Source organism: Alitabrizicola rongguiensis (assembly GCF_021491355.1).
Lineage (GTDB): Bacteria > Pseudomonadota > Alphaproteobacteria > Rhodobacterales > Rhodobacteraceae > Aliitabrizicola > Aliitabrizicola rongguiensis.
In genome coordinates this window covers 1,002,779-1,019,649 of record NZ_JAKENF010000002.1, presented here as the reverse complement: position 1 = coordinate 1,019,649, position 16,871 = coordinate 1,002,779, and the positions used below count along the sequence as shown (strand labels likewise).

The window sequence follows — 16,871 nt, the reverse complement described above, 5'->3', positions numbered from 1 at the left end:
CCTCGTCAGATTGACGGACGTGGAAGGCATCCGCCAGCAATCGCAGTGGCCTTCGCGAGTGAGGCAGGCGAGTGTCGACCAGCGGACCTATTGTTGTGCCGGTCGTGCCGACCTACGCGTCTTGGCTCTTTTCCCGTTCGGCAAAGGCCCAGTCGCGGAAAGCACGGACCGCAGCATTGCGCCGGCCTGAGGCCGATGAGCGAACGAGATAGTAGCCGCTGGCAGGCTCCACTTTGATCCGCGAGAGTTGGCTGAGCCGCCCGGCCAGAAGATCATCGCGGATCATGGCGTGGGGGCAGAGCGCGACGCCCTGTCCCGCCAATGCCGCGGCGCGCAGCAGGTTGAAATCCTGGAATGCCGGCCCGTCGGGCAGATCGACCCTCTCGACGCCCGCCTGCCGGAACCAGTCCAGCCATCCCGCGCCATCGCTGTCGTGAAGAAGCGTCATGCGCGCCATGGCTTCAGGCTCAACCGGGCCGGTCGCCAGTTTTGGGCTGCACACCGCAATACTGGTGCCCGGGAAGAAGAGTTCAGCTTCAAGGTGACCCTCGGCCACGGTGCTCTGTGGAGCATAGATGAAAGCGAGATCGACATCCGAAAAGTCGATCTCCTGCCGATGATAGGCATAGACGATCCGTGTTGCGACCTCGGGATGGTCCGCGCGAAACCCCGCGAGCCTCGGGATGAGCCAGCACAGCGCAACCGAGGGGATTGCAGCGATAACCAGCCGCGACTCGCCGGACTCGCGACGCAGGCGTTGGCAGGCGGCCTCGATGCCGTCGAACGAAAGGGCCAGGGTTCGGGCCAGTTCCTCTCCCTCGGGCAGCAACCGGGGTCTCGGGCCCGACCTGTCGAACAAAGGTCGGCCCAGCCAGTCTTCGAGATGGCGAACCTGATGGCTAACGGCCGATTGCGTGACGAAAAGTGCATCGGCTGCGGCCTTGAAAGTGCCGGCCCGGACGACGGCATCGAAAGCCCTGAGTGCATTCAGCGGAACTTGAGCCATGAGCGCCTCAATTAGTTTTTCTCATCTCGGCATGAGAATCGGTCTTTTGACAAGCCATGCTTCCGGCCGCACGTTCGACCATGGGTAACAGGCTTTCGGAGAGGGCAGATGCAGCGGGAACGGCTTCAGGACTACATGGGCAACGGATCACCCGTCACGCCAACCTTTCCTGCCAGCGAGATGGAGCGGCGTCTGGCCGCGATTCGACGCTACATGGCCGACAGCGGCATCGATGCGGCCCTGTTCACGTCTTACCATAACATCAACTATTACAGTGACTTCCTGTATTGCTACTTCGGGCGTCGCTATGGTCTGGTCGTCGATCACGACAAGTCCACATCGATCAGTGCGGGCATCGACGGCGGGCAGCCGTGGCGGCGGACCTTCGGCGGGCGCAACATCACCTACACCGACTGGCAAAAGGACAACTACTTTCATGCCGTCCGTGGCCTGATCCCGGGCGTACGCCGGCTTGGAATCGAATTCGATCACATCAGCATCGACACCCTCGCCTTGCTCAAGTCGGAATTCCCCTCGGTGGAATTCGTCGACATTGCCCAAGGGGCGATGCGTCAGCGCATGATCAAGTCTGCTGCCGAGATCTCGCATATCGAGAAGATGACCCGTATCGCCGATATCGGGGGCGCCGCCTGTGCCGAGGCGGCCACGGTTGGAACGCCCGAACACGAGGTGGCGCTCCATTCGACCGCGACGATGGTGCGCGAGATCGCCAAGACATGGCCGCATGGCGAACTGCTCGATACCTGGACCTGGTTCCAGTCGGGGATCAATACCGACGGTGCCCATAATCCGGTCACAAGCCGCAGGATTGAGCAGGGCGACATCCTGTCGCTGAACTGCTTCCCGATGGTCGCTGGATACTATGTCGCGCTGGAGCGCACGATGTTCGCGGGCCAGCCGACCGACGAACACCTGCGGCTGTGGGAGTTCAATTGCAGGGTCCATGATCGCGGCAAGGAACTTCTGGTGCCGGGCAACCGCTGCTGCGACGTGGCGCGCGAGTTGAACGAGATGTATGCCGCGGAAAATCTCTTGCAGTACCGCAGTTTCGGCTATGGCCACTCCTTCGGAGTTCTCTGCCACTACTACGGCCGCGAGGCCGGACTGGAACTTCGCGAAGACTGCGAGACGGTGCTTGAACCGGGCATGGTCGTGTCGATGGAACCCATGATCACCATTCCCAACCATCTGCCGGGTGCGGGCGGCTACCGCGAGCATGACATCCTCGTCATCACCGAAGACGGCAATCGGAACATCACCGGATTTCCCTATGGACCCGACCATCTTATCCTGCCATTCAAGAACTGAACCCTCGCTTGAGAACAGGCGGCGGCTGGGCAGCGTGCTGCTCGGTCCGACAAGGGGGCAACCGCAACGGGGATGCGCGTATGGCTGAAGGGGCGATGGCGAACGATGCGTTCGTCGTTTTCGACCGAGTTCAAAAAAGCTACGACGGTGTGACGCTCGTCGTGAAGGATTTGAACCTTTCCCTGCCGAAGGGAGAGTTTCTGACGATGCTCGGCCCGTCAGGCTCGGGCAAGACGACCTGCCTGATGATGCTCGCGGGCTTCGAAACGGCAACGCACGGCGAGATTCGCCTGAACGGGCGCAACATCAATACCGTTCCACCCCACAAGCGCGGCATCGGAATGGTGTTCCAGAACTACGCGCTTTTCCCCCATATGACGGTTGCCGAGAACCTTGCCTTCCCGCTTGAGGTGCGCAAGCTCGACAAGTCCGTGCGCGACGAAAAGGTCAAGCGGGCGCTCGACATGGTGCAGATGGGTGCTTTCGCTGGCCGACGCCCTTCCCAGTTGTCGGGTGGACAGCAGCAGCGCATTGCTCTGGCTCGCGCGCTGGTGTTCGAGCCCGAGCTTGTCCTCATGGACGAACCCCTGGGCGCCCTCGACAAGCAACTGCGCGAGCACATGCAGTTCGAGATCACCCATCTTGCCCACAATCTCGGCATTACGACTGTCTATGTGACCCATGACCAGACCGAGGCGCTGACGATGTCGGACCGGGTTGCGGTCTTCAATGACGGCCGCATCCAGCAACTCGCCCCACCTTCCGAACTCTACGAGGCGCCGGTGAACAGCTTCGTTGCTCAGTTCATCGGCGAGAACAACCGCCTGATGGGCACCGTGACTGAGATCACCGGCGAGACCTGCGTCGTGCGGCTCGACTCGGGCGACATCATCGATGCCAAGCCTGTGAATGTCTCCAAGGTCGGCGACCGGACCCAGGTCTCGATCCGCCCGGAGCGGGTCGAGACCAACAAGGCGCGCCTCCGCCCTGGAGTCCACACGCTGAAGGCCGAAGTGACCGAGTTCATTTACATGGGCGACATCTTCCGCACGCGTCTGAAGGTGGCCGGTCATGACGATTTCGTTATCAAGACCCGCAACGCCCCCGACCAGATCCGCCATCAGCCCGGCCAGATGATCGAGATCGGCTGGCTGCCTGAAGACTGCCGCGCGCTTGACGCGCCGTAGAAGCCCGCAAGGGTAAAAACCAAAATAACAACCGGGAGTATGAAAATGACACTCAAGTCCCTTCTCAGTGCAACGGCGCTGGCGATGCTGCCGCTTGGTGCCAGTGCCGCCTTCGCCGAGGATCTTCCCCCTTGCGATAACTGCTCTGACTCGATGGTCCTGATGTCCTGGGGCGGCGCCTATCAGGCATCCCAGGTCGCGGCCTATGCCGAGCCCTATTCGAAGCTTACCGGCGTCAAGATCACCTGGGACGAAGGCTCGAACGAGGCGATCGCCAAGATGCGCGCCGCCTCTGAGGCCGGCAACATGACCTATAGCCTGGTCGACGTCGAAGGCCCCGACAGCCAGCGCGCTTGCGACGAAGGTCTGGCCGAAGAGATCGACTTCGACAAGGATCTGGCCGCCGCGCCCGACGGCACCGCCGCATCGAAGGATTTCGGCTCGGCGATCATCAACGAATGCTTCGTGCCGCAGATCGTCTTCTCGACGACCTTCGGCTATCGCACTGACGTCAAGGAATGGAACGGCAAGGTTCCTGACAACCTTTGCGCAATCTTCGATCTCGAGAATTTCCCCGGCATGCGCGCGCTCGAAAAGCGTCCGAAGAAGAACCTGGAGTGGGCGCTTCTGTGTGACGGCGTTCCGAAGGAAGAACTCTACACCGTGCTCTCCTCAGAAGGTGGCGTGGACCGCGCCCTCGCCAAGCTCGACACGATCAAGGATCAAGTCGTGTGGTGGTCGGCCGGTGCCGAGACCCCGCAGTTGCTGGCCGACGGCGAAGTCGTGATGGGTTCGACCTATAACGGTCGCCTCTTTTCGGCCATCGTCGAGCAGAAACAGCCCATCGGCATGCTTTGGGACTGGCAGGTCTTCGACTTTGACGGTTGGGTTGTTCCCAAGGGTCTGGACGAAGCACAGAAGAACCGCGTCCTGCACTTCCTGAACTTCGCGACCGACACGCAGCGTCTGGCGGATCAGGCCAAGTACATTTCCTACGGTCCTGCCCGCGCATCGTCGCAACCGCTGGTTTCGACCCACGCAACACTCGGCATCGAAATGGCCCCCTACATGCCCACCAACCCCGCGAACCAGAAGAACTATCTGGTGAACAACATCGAATGGTGGGCTGACAACCAGGACGAGGTCGAAGTCGCCTTCCAGAACTGGCTCTCGAAGTAAGCCAAGTGCCAATGGGGGCGGGGCGAAGGCCCCGTCCCCTGATCGCGGGGACGACGGATGACGGAACAGACAGCAGATGGCCTTATGCTCGCGGCAGACGGAAAGCCGCTGAAACAAAGCCTGAACCGCGCGCTCCGCCGGCAGAAGCTGCGCGCCTTCCTTCTGATCGCGCCGCTTCTCATCTTTGTCCTCGTCACCTTCATCGCCCCGATCGGCGATATGCTTTTCCGGTCGGTCGAGAATGATATCGTCGCCGATACACTGCCGCGCACCGTGGCGGCTCTTGCGGATTGGAGCCCGGATTCAGGCGCTCCGCCGGGGGAGCCTGTCTATCGCGCCTTGGCTTCTGATTTGCTCATCGCGGTTGCCGCGAAGACCCATACACAGCTTGGGACCCGGCTGAACTATGAGGATTCTGGCTTTTCCTCGTTGCTGCGCGGCACGGGCCGCGATGTGGACGACATGGGCGAGGATGTCGGCAAAGCTCTGGTCGCGGTCGACCCCGTATGGGATGAGCCGGTAACCTGGACCAACCTACTGGGCGATCCTGCCTGGATCTCTGCCCAGGCGGACTGGGCCAAGGCAGGCGACAAGACGCCCGAACCACCCTTTGTCCCGTCTGCGGCTGCGCAGAAAAACCTGCCCCTAACTGCGGCCGCCTACGGCGATTTCGCCCGCGTCATGCAGACGGTGAAGGAGGACAGCCCGACCGAAAAGCGCCCTTGGAACACGGTCGCCGTCAGTCTGACCGAGGATCTCAAGGCCAATCCGTCCGCTGCCGCTGCCTTCGGAGCCGATTGGCAGCCGCGCCTTTCGGCAGTGGTCGCAGCGGAACAGGGGGGAGCGATCCCCGCGGCCGATTTCATGGCAGCCTTCACGGAAAGCGACAAAGCCTGGGGGACGCCACAGCCGTGGGAGGTCATCAAGACTTTCAGCCCGCGCTTCACGTCCGGCTATTTCCTGAACGCTGTTGACTTGAAGATGACTCCGGAAGGCATCGCCCCGCGGTCCGAAGCCGAGCGCGTCTACCTAATGCTGTTTCTGCGCACGATGGTCCTTTCGCTGGTCATCACGGGCACCTGCATCCTGCTCGGCTATCCGGTGGCCTGGCTACTGGCGAACCTTCCGGCGCGGACGGCCAACCTGCTTATGATCCTGGTTCTGCTCCCCTTCTGGACCTCGCTTTTGGTGCGGACCAGCGCTTGGAAGGTCCTGCTACAGCAACAGGGTGTCATCAACGACCTGCTGGTCTGGGCTGGACTCGTGGCCGACAACAACCGTCTGGTCCTCATCAACAACCAGACCGGCACAATCATCGCCATGACGCATATCCTGCTGCCGTTCATGATCCTGCCGCTTTATTCGGTCATGAAGACGATCCCGCCGTCCTATCTGCGCGCGGCCAAGTCCCTCGGCGCAACGGACTGGACCGCTTTCTGGAGGGTCTATTTCCCCCAATCCGTTCCCGGGATCGGGGCGGGCTCGATCCTCGTCTTCATCCTGGCGATCGGCTACTACATCACGCCCGAACTTGTTGGCGGCGCGAAGGGTGTCTTCATCTCGAACCGCATCGCCTATCACATCGGCACGTCACTGAACTGGGGGCTCGCCGCCGCGCTCGGCTCATTGCTGCTTGTCGTGGTTCTGGTGCTCTACTGGGTCTATGACCGCATCGTGGGGATCGACAATGTCAAACTCGGCTAGACGCGTCCCAATGCAGCTCGATATGGAAGGGCCGATCGCATGAGCCTGCCCGTCTATGCCTCGACCGGTCAGCGCATCTGGCACTATGCGTTCCGAGTCATCTGCGGGCTGATCTTCTTTTTCCTGATCGCGCCCATCGTCATCATCATCCCGCTCAGCTTCAACGCGCAGGACTTCTTCACGTTCTCGCCCGAGATGCTGCGGCTCGATCCGGCCGGCTATTCGCTGAAGCACTATCAGGACTTCTTCACCAACCCCGACTGGCAGCTACCGCTGTGGAACTCGCTTGCCATCGCGCCGGTCGCCACGCTGATCGCTGTCAGCCTTGGCACTCTGGCCGCCATCGGGTTGTCGCAGTCGCACGTTCCGTTCAAGAGCGCGATCATGGCGATCCTGATTTCGCCGATGATCGTGCCGCTCATCATCTCTGCGGCGGGGATGTATTTCTTCTACTCGCGCGTCGGATTGCAGGGAACCTACTGGGGGGTCGTGCTCGCCCACGCCGTGCTTGGCATTCCCTTCGTCATCATAACTGTGACGGCAACGCTCGTGGGCTTCGACCGTTCGCTGACCCGCGCGGCGGCAAGCCTTGGCGCCGGACCGGTCCGCACCTTCTTCATGGTGCAGATGCCGCTGATCATGCCGGGCGTGGTGGCCGGTGCGCTGTTTGCATTCATCACCTCGTTCGACGAAGTGGTCGTTGTGCTGTTCCTTGGCGCACCGGGCGACAAGACGCTGCCCTGGCAGATGTTCACCGGCCTGCGCGAGCAGATCAGCCCGACAATTCTTGCGGCTGCGACTGTGCTCGTCGCGATCTCGATCGCGCTTCTGATTACACTCGAGGTCCTCAGGCGCCGGTCGGAACGTCTGCGCGGCATGTCGCCCACCTGAAAAGCAGACGCGGGCAGCGGCTGATCCCGCCCGTCAGAGCCTTTCCCAATACACACCGGCTGGCGCAATGCGCCGGCCGTGCCACTCGACCTCATCCGGTCCGTAGTTAAAGACGAACCGGTGCGAGGCCGTATCGCGCATACGCAGGCTATCGGGCAGGCGCATCGTCGGCAGTCCAGCCTCCGCGCAGAGCTTTTCGAGCAGATTGATCATCGTCTTGGCTTCCGCCCACCCCGCAAGGTAGTGGAGTCCGCCCGCCCTGATGAGGGCAGGCCAGCCATCGGCGGTGCTCTCCACGATCTCGGCCGCCGTCTCGATCTTCTCGCGCCAGTGCAGGAACTGCCCGCCTTGGCTCAGCGGGACCGGCACGTCGGGTGGCAGGCTTTCGACCCGCGCAATTGTCGCGGCAAGACCCGGAAGGTTCGGCGGAAGGGGAACAGGCGTCGCGAACTCGGTCGTCTTGGCGTTGGTACGCGGGCCGATCAGCGACAGTCCGCGGTACTGGGCAAGCGCACCGAGGAAGGCATCCGTCAGCGTCGCCACCCCCGGGGCCAGAACCAGTTGGTAGGCCGACAGATCGGTCGCATCGGGCGGCAGGATGTCGATGTTCAGCCCCAATCGCCGAAGCGCGCGATAGCTTTCGAAAACCAGCCGGAAGTAGCTGAAATCCCGCCCCTGCGGCTGAACCTCCCAGGCCCAGGCCGACGCATAGTCGAAGACCAGCGCGACCTTCGCAGCAGCGGTCCCCTGATCAGGCATCGCGGCAAGCTCCCGCGCCACCTGTGCTGCCTCGTCATATGCCGGGGCAGGAACGCTATCGGGGCGCAGCAGGCCCGCATGCATCTGCTCCTGCGCGAAGGGGGCCTGCCGCCATCGGAAGTAGCAGACCGCCTCGGCCCCATGGGCGAAGGCCTCCCACGCCCAGAGGCGGGCCATGCCCGGCAGCGGATCGGGGTTCCACGGCGCCCAGTTCACCGGTCCCGGTTGCTGCTCCATGATCCACCAGCGGCCCCGTCCGACGGCCCGGTAAAGGTCATGGTGGAAGGCCTGGAAATCCGGGTCGCCCTGCCGAACGAACCGGCGCTTGTGTTCCGGACTGGCGGCGAGGCGGTCTGACAGGAAGCCAAGCGGATAGGCATCCCAAGAGGCGATATCGAGGTCCGCGCCCACGGCGAAATGGTCGAAATCGGTGATCTGCCCCATATAGTTGTGTGCAATGGGGTAGGAGGAATGCTTGCGGATGATCTCCGTCTGGATGCGGTTGAATTCCACCACCATGTCCGAGGCAAAGCGACGGAAGGCCATCCAGTGTGCCGGGTTCGCCTCGGTCACGGTCAGGTTCGGCAGGCCGATCTCCTCGAACGAGGCATAGTCCATCGACCAGAACACGTTCCCCCAGGCCCGGTTCAGCGCCTCGGGTGACTGGTAGCGGCGGGCAAGCCAATTGCGGAAGGCGCGAAGGGCCGTCGGGGAGTAGCTCAGCACCGTGTCATGGCAGGCATATTCGTTGTCCGTCTGCCAGGCCCCCACATGCGGATTCCGGCCGTAGCGTTCAGCCAGAAGCGTAGTGATCCGGGCCGACTCCCGCCGATAGCCTTCATGTGAAAAATCGTAGTGTCGGCGCGAGCCGAATCCACGTTCCCGTCCGTCTCGATCCACGGCCAGCATGTCGGGGTGACGGTCGAGCATCCAGCGTGGCGGCGTGGCCGTCGGGGTGCCGAGCACAACCTTCAGCCCTGCACTGCCTAGGGTTTCGATCGCCCGGTCGAGCCAGTCGAATTCCAGCCGCCCGGGGACCGGCTCCAGACGCGACCACGCAAACTCGCCGATCCGCACCCAGGTCAAGCCTAGGGTTGCCATGCGGGCGGCATCTTCGGCCCATTGCGCATCCGGCCAGTGTTCAGGGTAGTAGCAGACGCCAAGCGTGCGTTTCACAGGATCACCTGATGTTCCAGCTGGCCCTGTGCGACGCTCTTGGCGATGAAGGTCTTGCCAGCATGTGGTTTGGCAGAGCGAGCCGCATCGTCCATCCCCTGCAGCGCAGAGGTGCAGTAAAGCGTCGTCCCTCCGAACGCCGGGCAAGAGGTATGGGGGGCATCAAAAGGTACGCTGCGCAGATAGCTACCGTCGGGCGCATAGGCCGCGACCCGCGCGGCACCCCATTCCGCCAACCAGGTTACCCCGTCAACATCCATTACGGCGCCGTCCGGTTCGGGGCCATTCGGAGCCAGTTGCAGGAACACCTGTGGCTCACCCACCGGCCATCCCTGCGCATCGAGAGACACGCGCATCACGCGCCTTGTGGGGGAATCTGCGAACTGTGCGGTGCGACCATCGGGCGTGAAACACATGGAATTCGGGATCGAGATCGAGGGAAACAGCTTTCGCAGCTCACCCCGGAAGTAGCGATAGATCGCGCCAGCGCCGGTCTCTGCCTTCTTGCCCATGGTCCCGATCCAGAAACCGCCCTGCGGATCAGCCCGACCATCGTTCGAGCGGGTCTGTGGGTTGTCGGCTTCGAGGGCGGCGAGGGGTTCGGACGTGCCGCTGGTCAGGTCGAACCGAAAAAGGCCGGTCTCGCCGGCGATCAGAAGCACGTCCCTGCTGATCCATCCGGCGGCCGAGACCATCTGCGGGAACTGCCACTGGCGGGGACCGGTCTCGTCGCGGGACAGAAGACTCCGGCCCAGGATGTCGAACCAGAACAGTTGTTCGCGCAGCGGGTGCCAAAGCGGACCCTCGCCCAATTCGCAGCGGCGGTCGTCGAATATCATCGAGTGGCCTCATCATATGCAGCAACCAACGCGCGTGCACGGGTGCCAACGTCAGCGGCCGACAGGCCGGGGGTGTAAAGCGATGTGCCGATTCCGAACCCGTCCGCTCCGGCCTTGAGCCAGTCCTTCAGGTTGGCTGCTCCGGCACCGCCGACGGCATAGACGCGCGTACCTTGCGGCAAGACGGCGCGAATGGCCTTCAGCCCCTCGGGGCCAAGCAAGTTGCCGGGGAACAGCTTCAGCCCCGTGGCCCCGGCCTTGAGCGCAGCGAAGCACTCGGAGGGCGTCATGACGCCCGGCCAGCTTTCAAGGCCGGCGCGGCGCGTTTCCCCGATCACCTCGGCATCCATGTTGGGCGAAACGATGATCCGCCCGCCGGCGTCGGCCACTTCCCGCACCTGCTTGACGGTCAGAACCGTGCCCGCCCCGATCACCGCATCGTCGCCGAAGGCATGCGCCATTGCTGCGATGGAATGCATCGGATGTGGCGAGTTCAACGGCACTTCGATGGTGGTGATGCCGGCGGCAATCAGCGCCTCGGCCACTGGGACGGCATCGTCGGGAGTGATGCCACGGAGGATGGCGATGATCGGGCGGGTCATTCGGCAGCTCTCGTTAGCGCCCCGGCGGCAAGCGCAAGGCCTGCGATCGTGCAGTCGGTGGCAGACAGGGAACGGGTTGACGCACCCTGCATGGCTAGGGCGCGGGCATAAATGGCGGTAAGACGCGACGATCCGATCAGCAGGATGGGAAGCCCTAGCCACCACGCCTTTGCGGCGGCAAGTTCCGCGCCAATCAGGAGGCCCGAGAGGCGCGCGCGTGCGGCGGGCCCTGACAGCCCGGCAATCAGCCCCTCGGCCCGCAGGCGGAAGAGCTGGGCCATGAGCCGTTCGGGATGTGACAGACCCTCTGCCACCCCCTCGTCAAAATAGGCATCCTCCCAGCCCTCGGAGAGGCCATGGCGCAAGACAGAATGCTCGGCCAGAAGCGCATAGAGTTCTCCGGTCAGGAATGTCTGGAAGCTGACGACTTCGCCGGCGCTGACCTGAGCCCATTTGGAATGGGTTCCGGGCAGGCAGATCGCGCCATCGAAGCCCGGGTCAAGCGCGAGGGCCCCGGCGATCTGCGTCTCCTCGCCGCGCATCACGTCGGCAGGTTTGGTCTGCTTGAGGCCCGGGGCGATCTGCACTGAGATCCGTGGGTCCTTTACCGGCACATGCGCCAGCGTCCCTTGCGTGAGTGGCGCGCAGGGGACGGTGCGGTAGGGTGCCTCGAACCATCCCTGACGGCTGCCGACCATGCCGCAGGCGACAACCGGGGTCACGCCGCCACCCAGCCAGGGGTCGATCAGCCGGATCAGCGCCGCCTCGAAGGCGTCGCGGCTCAGCCGGCCCATTCCGTCGTCAGATTCAGCCGAGGCGCGGATGCCCTCCGCGCCCATCGCCCAGGCCCGCAGGTGGGTCGTGCCCCAGTCAACGGCGATCCAGTCCGGTTTCATCCTGTCACCACCACTCCGCCATCGATCACAAGCGCCTGCCCCGTCATGGCCTTCGACACCGAGGAGGCCAGGAAAAGGCAACCACCGACGATGTCGGCGGGCTCCAGCGGATCCTTGAGGCATTGACGGTCCAGATGCGCAGCCAGACCTTCGGGCGTCACCCACAACTCCTTTTGCCGTTCGGTCAGGACCCAGCCGGGGGACAGCGCGTTGACACGGATGCGATCCGGCCCGAATTCGCGGGCAAGGCTGCGAGTCAGACCATTGATGGCGGAATTGGCGGCTGTGTAGACCGGGTAACCGGCATTCCCCATCATGTAGCTGATCGACGAGAAGTTGATGATCGACCCGCCGCCCGCAGCTTGCATCCCCGGGATCACTGCCTTCGCCGCGAAGAAATAGGCCTTCAGGTTGATCGCGATCGACCAATCGAAGAAGGCCTCATCCGTTTCCAGCGTCTTGTGGCGCTGGTCGTTGGCGGCGTTGTTGACCAGGACCGTGATCGGACCATGCGCCTGTGCCGCCTCGGCCAGCACGGTGTTCAACTGCGCCAGGTCGGTGAGATCGCAAGGCAGGAACAGCGGGCGGTTGCCCGTAGCCTTTTCCATCTCGCCACAGAAGGCCGAGGCATCGCTGCGCTGGCAGAACGCCACCTTCGCGCCTTGTCGAAGGAAACCCTCGGTCAGGGCGGCCCCGATGCCGGAACCGCCGCCGGTGATGAACACGGATGCGCCTATGAGGTCAGGAAATCTGGGCAGGGTATCTTTGCTCATCTCACGCGGCCTTCTTTCCGGTGATCCATGCCGGCATCCAATCGCCATGTGCCTCGATCAGGTCATCCACCAGCGCCCGGATCTGGCGCAGGTCCAGTTCGGCCGCGGTGTGCGGGTCGAGCATGGCGGCATGGTAGATGTGTTCTCGGTTCTCCTCGAGAAGAGCCGCCACGGTCAGTTCCTGGACGTTCACGTTCGTCCGCATCAGCGCGATAAGCTGAGGGGGAATGTCGTTCACAGTCGTTGGTTGCAACCCGTTCGCATCGACCAACGTCGGCACCTCGACCGCTGAACCTTGCGGCAATTGCGGAATGAACCCGCGGTTCGGGACGTTGCCATAGATGACAGAAGGCGTACCCGTGACGACCGAATTCATGATCACCGCCGCGTATTCGTTTGACCGTTTCACTTCGATGCGCTCTGCCCGCGCATAGCCCTCGGCCTGCGCCGCCCAAGCTGCGATCTGCTCTTCGCAGCGAACGGGATATTCGTCGAGCGGGATGCCGAAGGCTTCGATCAGGTCCGGTCGGTCGGACTTGATGAACCACGGCACGTATTCGGCGAAGTGCTCGCTGCTCTCGGTGACGAAATAGCCAAGGTGCATCATCGCTTCGTAGCGCACCTTGTTGGGGCAGCGGGCGTTCCAGTGGCTGGGCTTCGGGATGCGTCCTGCCTGATAGCCCGCCCGCAGGGCCGGGTAGAGGTCGCGCCAAGAGCCGTCCGCCTGCCGCGCCTCGAAGTTCAGGTAGAAGGCCATGTGGTTGATGCCCGCCGCACGATAGCGGATGTCGCCAAGCGGAATCTCGAGATCGCGGGAAAGCTCATAGGCCGTGCCCTGCACCGAGTGACACAGGCCCACCTGCTTCACATCCGGATAGCGCGCACCGATGGCCCAGGTGTTGATGGCCATCGGGTTGACGTATTGCAGCATGATCGCACCGGGGCAGACCGCACGCATGTCCTCGGCCAGCTTCCACAGATGGGGAACCGTGCGTAGGCCGCGCATGATGCCGCCGATCCCAAGGGTGTCGGCGATGGTCTGCCGGAGGCCGTAGCGCTTCGGTATCTCGAAGTCGGTCACCGTGCAGGGCTTGTAGCCCCCGATCTGGAAGGCAACGATGACGAAGTCCGCCCCTTCGATCGCGCTGCGCTGGTGTGTGTGCGTCTCGATGCTTGCCGGCACGCCGAGCGAGGCAACCAGCTTGCGCACCACCAATTCGCTTTCGGCCAGCCGCTTCCGGTCGATATCCATCAGCGAGATTGTGGCATCCGATAGCGCTGGCATCTGCAGCGCGTCACCGATCAGGTTCTTCATGAAGACGGTCGATCCCGCCCCGATGAAGGCAATCTTTGTCACTTTACGGCTCCAAGGGTGAGGCCCGCGATGAAGTGCTTCTGCATCAGGAAGAACATCAGCACGGGCGGAAGGGCGGCAATGATCGATCCGGCGGACACAAGCTGCCATTGGGCGATCCACTGACCGTTCAATGACGACAGGCCCGCCGTGATCGGCTGGGTCTCGGCGCTGGTGGTCAGCACCGTCGCCCAGAAGAAGTCGTTCCAAATGAATGTGAAGACCAGAACGGCAAGGGCGGCAATCGCGGGACGCATCAGCGGCATTACGACGTGCCAGAAGATGCGGATCTCGCTGACCCCCTCGACGCGAGCCGCCTCGATAAGCTCGAAGGGCAGGCTCTTGATGAAGTTGCGCATGAACAACGTGCAGAACCCGGTTTGGAAGGCGATGTGGAACAGCGCCAGCCCATACCAGGTGTTGTACATGCCCAGACTCAGGGTCAGGTCACGAACCGGCACCATCAGGATCTGAAAGGGCACGAAATTGCCCGCGACGAACAGGAAGAACACCAGAAGGTTCGAGCGGAAGCGATAGACGGCCAGGGCGAAGCCAGTCATGCAAGACAGGGCCACGGCGCCGATGACCGTGGGAATCGTGACCCAAAGCGAATTAAGCATGTAGCGTGGGATCGCGCTGTCGAAGGCAAGCTGGCGGTAATTCTCGAAGGCGATGTAGCTCGGCATTCCGAAGTAGTTGCCCTGGGCAAGATCCGAGGCTGGGCGAAGCGAGGTAATGGCCACCCCGATCAGCGGCAAGAGCCAGAGGATCAGCGCCGCGGGCAGGGCGACCTTGTAGAGCGTCTGCGTGGTGGGGGATGTCTGTTCGATGGGGCGAGGAAACATCTCAGCGCTCCGTCTCGTCGCGCCACATCTTCCAGATGAAGCCCGATATGAAGACCATCATGATTGCGAAGAGGACGACCGCGATCGCCGCGCCATAACCCATGCGATAGCCGTATTCCGACAGAGCCTGTTCGTACATGAAGAAGGACAGGACCCGGGACGAGCCGTAGGGGCCGCCATCGGTCATGATCGAGACCAGGTCGAACGAGCGCAGCGCGCCGATGACCGTGACGACCACGGCGATGAAGGTCGCGGGCTTCAGCTGCGGAAGGATGACGTACCAGAGCATCCGCCAGCCGCGTGCACCGTCCAGCCGTGCAGCCTCGACCTGGTCCGGCGCGACGTTGTTCAGCCCCGTGAGGTAAAGGATCATCACATAGGCGATCTGCGGCCACAGACCGGCGGCGATGATGCCGTAGGTCACGAACCGCTCGTCGGCAAGCACGGCGATGCCGGTGCCGGTGGCCCATTCGATCAGTCGGTAGAACAGGCCGAAGTCGGGGGCATAAAACCAGGAGAACATAAGGCCGACGACGACCTGGCTGATGACGAAAGGAAAGAAGAACAGTGACTTGTAGGCCCGGATGCCGCGGACATTCTGATTGAGAAAGATGGCGATCATCAGCCCGACCGGCAGCGCCAGCATGTAGAGCACCAGCCAGATCACGTTGTTCTTGAGCGAGGTGTAGAAGGCATCGTCATCGACGAGTTCCACATAGTTCGCGGTGCCGATCCATGTCGCCTCGCCCATGCCGTCCCAATCATAGAACGAGATCCAGATCGACTGCGCGATCGGGATCAGCACGTAGATCAGGAACATCAGGGCGCCGGGGGCAAGGAATAGCCAGGGCGCAAGGCGTCGCTGGTTCGCTTTCCAGTATGCGGACATCGGGACCTCGGGGGCGCGCAAATGGGGCCTTTGGCGAAATAAAGGGGGCAGCAACGCCCCCCGGGCAGAAGGAAGACCCGGGCAGAAAGTCTGCCCGGGTCTTGTGCCTTACTTGTAGACCTTCTGACGGGTCTTCTCGAGACGCTCGAGGATCGCATCGAGGTTCTCGGGCTTCACAAGGAATTCCTGGAAGCCTTCCATGCCGGCCTTGGCCATCTCGGCGGGCGCGTCACGGTCGAAGAACTGCGCCAGGGCATAGGCGGTCGAGAGCGACTCGAAACCGGCCACGAGGAACGGATCGTTCGGGTCGACGGTCGAGTTCTTGTTGGTCGGCAACTGGCCCACTGCCGCGTTCCACTTGGTCTGCGCTTCGGGCGAAGCGACGAAGGCCAGGAACTTCTTGGCGTCTTCGACGTTCTGGGCGCCGGCCGGGATGTGGATCGTGTCGGTCGGTGCTTCCTCGGCGCGCGGAATGCCGGGGGTGATTTCCGGGAACACCATGAAGCCGAGGGTCTCGTTCGTCATACCGCCTTCCTTGAAGACGCCGACGGCAAAGTTGCCCATAACGTAGTTTGCGGCCTTGCCCTGAACGAGAAGCGCTGCCGCATCTTGCCAGTCGATCGCTGCGTGGTTGGCGGTGGTGTAGGGCTGGATCTTGGCCCACTGGGCGAAGACGTCCTTAACCTTCTGGTCGGTCCACGGAACCTTCCCGGCGGTCAGGTCCATGTGCCACTCGTAGCCGTTTGTGCGCAGCGACAGGTAGTCGAAGATACCCGCAACCGGCCACAGCGCCTTCGAGCCGGTCGTCACGCAGTCGATACCGGCGGCCTTGAACTTTTCGCAGTTGGCAACGAACTGGTCCCAGCTCACGCCATTCTCGCCCGGCAGATCCACGCCCGCTGCCTTGTAGGCGTCGCGGTTATAGTAGATGCCCCACTGGTAGTAGGTGTAGGGAACGCCCCACTGCTTGCCGTCGATGGTCATCGAGGCCTTCGCGGAAGCCAGCGCTTCGCCCAGGCCGTTCGCCTCCCACACGTCGGACACGTCCAGGAACTGTCCCGAGGTGACAAAGGGCGCCATCCGGTTGCCGGCATACCAGTTCGCCAGATCGGGCGAGTCGGCCGTCAGGAAGTTCCGGATCGCGGTCTTGTAGCCCTCGTGGTCGAAGTTCGTCAGCTGAACGTCGATGTCGGGGTTCGCTGCCTCGAAGTCCGCGATCAGCGCCTCCATCGCTGCCAGCGGAATCGGGTCGTAGTCGGCGTTGTATTTCAGGACCCGCTGTTCGGCCATCGCCGAGCCGGTCATGAGGAGCGCTGCCGTGAAGGCAAGCACCCCCGTCTTTGCATGGACCATAGTCTCCCTCCCTGTGGTTCCATTATGTGAAACTTAGTCTTGAATATTGAAAACTATGCGCGGTACGGTTACAGCTGTCAACAGGGAGG

15 protein-coding genes are annotated in these 16,871 nt (G+C 62.7%); 5 read left to right on the top strand and 10 right to left on the bottom strand.

Annotated features, from left to right (window positions below; translation table 11 throughout):
* Window positions 1-112: 112 nt before the first annotated feature.
* Window positions 113-1,006 carry a LysR substrate-binding domain-containing protein gene (locus tag L0V05_RS10830; RefSeq protein ID WP_234870310.1) on the bottom strand — a complete coding sequence of 298 codons (894 nt, stop codon included), beginning with the start codon at window positions 1,004-1,006 and terminating at the stop codon, window positions 113-115.
* Window positions 1,007-1,114: 108 nt separating this feature from the next.
* Between L0V05_RS10830 and L0V05_RS10825 the strand changes: the two genes are divergently transcribed.
* From L0V05_RS10825 to L0V05_RS10805, 5 genes are all read left to right on the top strand, one after another.
* Complete coding sequence (locus L0V05_RS10825) at window positions 1,115-2,335, top strand: aminopeptidase P family protein (protein ID WP_234870308.1); 1,221 nt, start codon at window positions 1,115-1,117, stop codon at window positions 2,333-2,335.
* A 95-nt stretch (window positions 2,336-2,430) separates the two neighbouring features.
* Window positions 2,431-3,522 carry an ABC transporter ATP-binding protein gene (locus L0V05_RS10820; RefSeq protein WP_234870306.1) on the top strand — a complete coding sequence of 364 codons (1,092 nt, stop codon included), beginning with the start codon at window positions 2,431-2,433 and terminating at the stop codon, window positions 3,520-3,522.
* Window positions 3,523-3,561: 39 nt separating this feature from the next.
* Window positions 3,562-4,701 (top strand): extracellular solute-binding protein, encoded by a 1,140-nt coding sequence (locus L0V05_RS10815; RefSeq protein ID WP_234870304.1) that lies wholly within the window; start codon window positions 3,562-3,564, stop codon window positions 4,699-4,701.
* A gap of 57 nt (window positions 4,702-4,758) precedes the next feature.
* A complete protein-coding gene (locus L0V05_RS10810) occupies window positions 4,759-6,405 on the top strand; it encodes an ABC transporter permease (RefSeq protein ID WP_234870302.1) in 1,647 nt (548 codons plus the stop codon).
* A gap of 39 nt (window positions 6,406-6,444) precedes the next feature.
* A complete protein-coding gene (locus L0V05_RS10805) occupies window positions 6,445-7,296 on the top strand; it encodes an ABC transporter permease (RefSeq protein WP_234870300.1) in 852 nt (283 codons plus the stop codon).
* Between the two features lie 33 nt (window positions 7,297-7,329).
* Here the strand turns inward: L0V05_RS10805 and L0V05_RS10800 are convergent, their stop codons facing one another.
* The 9 genes from L0V05_RS10800 to L0V05_RS10760 all read right to left on the bottom strand — a co-directional run bounded on the left by L0V05_RS10800 (window position 7,330) and on the right by L0V05_RS10760 (window position 16,782).
* On the bottom strand, window positions 7,330-9,231 hold the full coding sequence (locus tag L0V05_RS10800; RefSeq protein WP_234870298.1) for a beta-galactosidase: 1,902 nt from the start codon (window positions 9,229-9,231) through the stop codon (window positions 7,330-7,332).
* Entirely contained in the window at window positions 9,228-10,070 is an 843-nt protein-coding gene (locus L0V05_RS10795; protein ID WP_234870296.1) for an SMP-30/gluconolactonase/LRE family protein, read from the bottom strand. Before L0V05_RS10795 ends, L0V05_RS10800 begins: the two co-directional genes overlap by 4 nt.
* On the bottom strand, window positions 10,067-10,672 hold the full coding sequence (locus L0V05_RS10790) for a 2-dehydro-3-deoxy-6-phosphogalactonate aldolase (RefSeq protein ID WP_234870294.1): 606 nt from the start codon (window positions 10,670-10,672) through the stop codon (window positions 10,067-10,069). Before L0V05_RS10790 ends, L0V05_RS10795 begins: the two co-directional genes overlap by 4 nt.
* Window positions 10,669-11,568 (bottom strand): 2-dehydro-3-deoxygalactonokinase, encoded by a 900-nt coding sequence (locus L0V05_RS10785; RefSeq protein WP_234870292.1) that lies wholly within the window; start codon window positions 11,566-11,568, stop codon window positions 10,669-10,671. The genes L0V05_RS10790 and L0V05_RS10785 overlap by 4 nt, the downstream gene beginning before the upstream one ends.
* On the bottom strand, window positions 11,565-12,341 hold the full coding sequence (locus tag L0V05_RS10780; protein ID WP_234870290.1) for an SDR family NAD(P)-dependent oxidoreductase: 777 nt from the start codon (window positions 12,339-12,341) through the stop codon (window positions 11,565-11,567). The genes L0V05_RS10785 and L0V05_RS10780 overlap by 4 nt, the downstream gene beginning before the upstream one ends.
* 1 nt (window position 12,342) lies before the next feature.
* The gene (locus tag L0V05_RS10775; RefSeq protein ID WP_319937792.1) at window positions 12,343-13,698 is read right to left on the bottom strand and encodes an alpha-glucosidase/alpha-galactosidase; all 1,356 of its coding nucleotides are present in this window, start codon (window positions 13,696-13,698) and stop codon (window positions 12,343-12,345) included.
* Window positions 13,695-14,540 (bottom strand): carbohydrate ABC transporter permease, encoded by an 846-nt coding sequence (locus tag L0V05_RS10770; protein ID WP_234870288.1) that lies wholly within the window; start codon window positions 14,538-14,540, stop codon window positions 13,695-13,697. The genes L0V05_RS10775 and L0V05_RS10770 overlap by 4 nt, the downstream gene beginning before the upstream one ends.
* A 1-nt stretch (window position 14,541) precedes the next feature.
* Entirely contained in the window at window positions 14,542-15,429 is an 888-nt protein-coding gene (locus L0V05_RS10765; protein ID WP_234870286.1) for a carbohydrate ABC transporter permease, read from the bottom strand.
* Between the two features lie 108 nt (window positions 15,430-15,537).
* A complete protein-coding gene (locus L0V05_RS10760) occupies window positions 15,538-16,782 on the bottom strand; it encodes an ABC transporter substrate-binding protein (protein ID WP_234870285.1) in 1,245 nt (414 codons plus the stop codon).
* Window positions 16,783-16,871: the final 89 nt, after the last annotated feature.